The organism is Bilophila sp. 4_1_30, assembly GCF_000224655.1.
GTDB classification, from domain to species: Bacteria; Desulfobacterota; Desulfovibrionia; order Desulfovibrionales; family Desulfovibrionaceae; genus Bilophila; species Bilophila wadsworthia.
On the sequence record NZ_JH114286.1, the window covers coordinates 1 to 716 of the forward strand.

2 protein-coding genes are annotated in these 716 nt (G+C 50.6%); both read right to left on the reverse strand.

All coding sequences use genetic code 11. The features are described 5' to 3' along the window. Positions 1 to 214: type II toxin-antitoxin system RelB/DinJ family antitoxin (locus HMPREF0178_RS23145; RefSeq protein ID WP_369737841.1), on the reverse strand; the 214-nt coding region annotated here is incomplete at its 3' end. 136 nt (positions 215 to 350) lie between these two features. Further along, positions 351 to 716, reverse strand: a 366-nt coding sequence (locus tag HMPREF0178_RS20180; protein ID WP_039959578.1) for a Na+/H+ antiporter NhaC family protein, incomplete at its 5' end; no start/stop codon positions are given.

Below are 716 nucleotides of genomic sequence, written 5' to 3' on the forward strand. Positions count from 1 at the left end.
CCACACGAACAAGGAGCAGACGCACAGCATCGGAAAGAGACAGGCCCATGCCGTCCAAGGCGGCACATGCTTCGCGCTTGAGCTTTTCGTCAACACGGATGTGGACCATTGTCGTACTAGCCATACTCACCTCGTATCGTATTTGAGTTATAATGCATCTCAATTGAGATACTGTCAATCTAACGTCCCGAAAAAAGGGACTGCTTAGAAACATTTCTTGTGTCCATCTTCCGAATTTTTTATATTATACTGTATTTACAGGATAATGTCTTTATTTGCTCCCATGCGTGCACAAAAAAGAGGGCGGACCCAAGCCCACCCTCCCATATATCCGATTTTTTACGGAACTATCAGGCATTTCCCCCGATAGCGGCTGTTTCTCTAGCAGCAGCCCTTTTATTGCCCAGCATGTGCAAAATGAACACACTGATGAGCAGCAGGACAAGGGAAGAGCCAAGGCTCCACCACAGGTTGGCCTTGGTAAATCCGGCGACAACGTAACCGACGAAGCAGCAAAAAGCCACGATGCACGCATAACCCAGCTGTGTCGATACGTGTTCGATATGATTACATCCGGCTCCGGCACTGGAGAGAATGGTCGTATCCGAAATGGGGGAGCAATGATCCCCGAACACGCTGCCAGCGAGGGTCGCGGAAAGGGAAACCACCACGAGATCCGGATCGACAGCCTGAGCCACGGGGACGATGATCGGGAT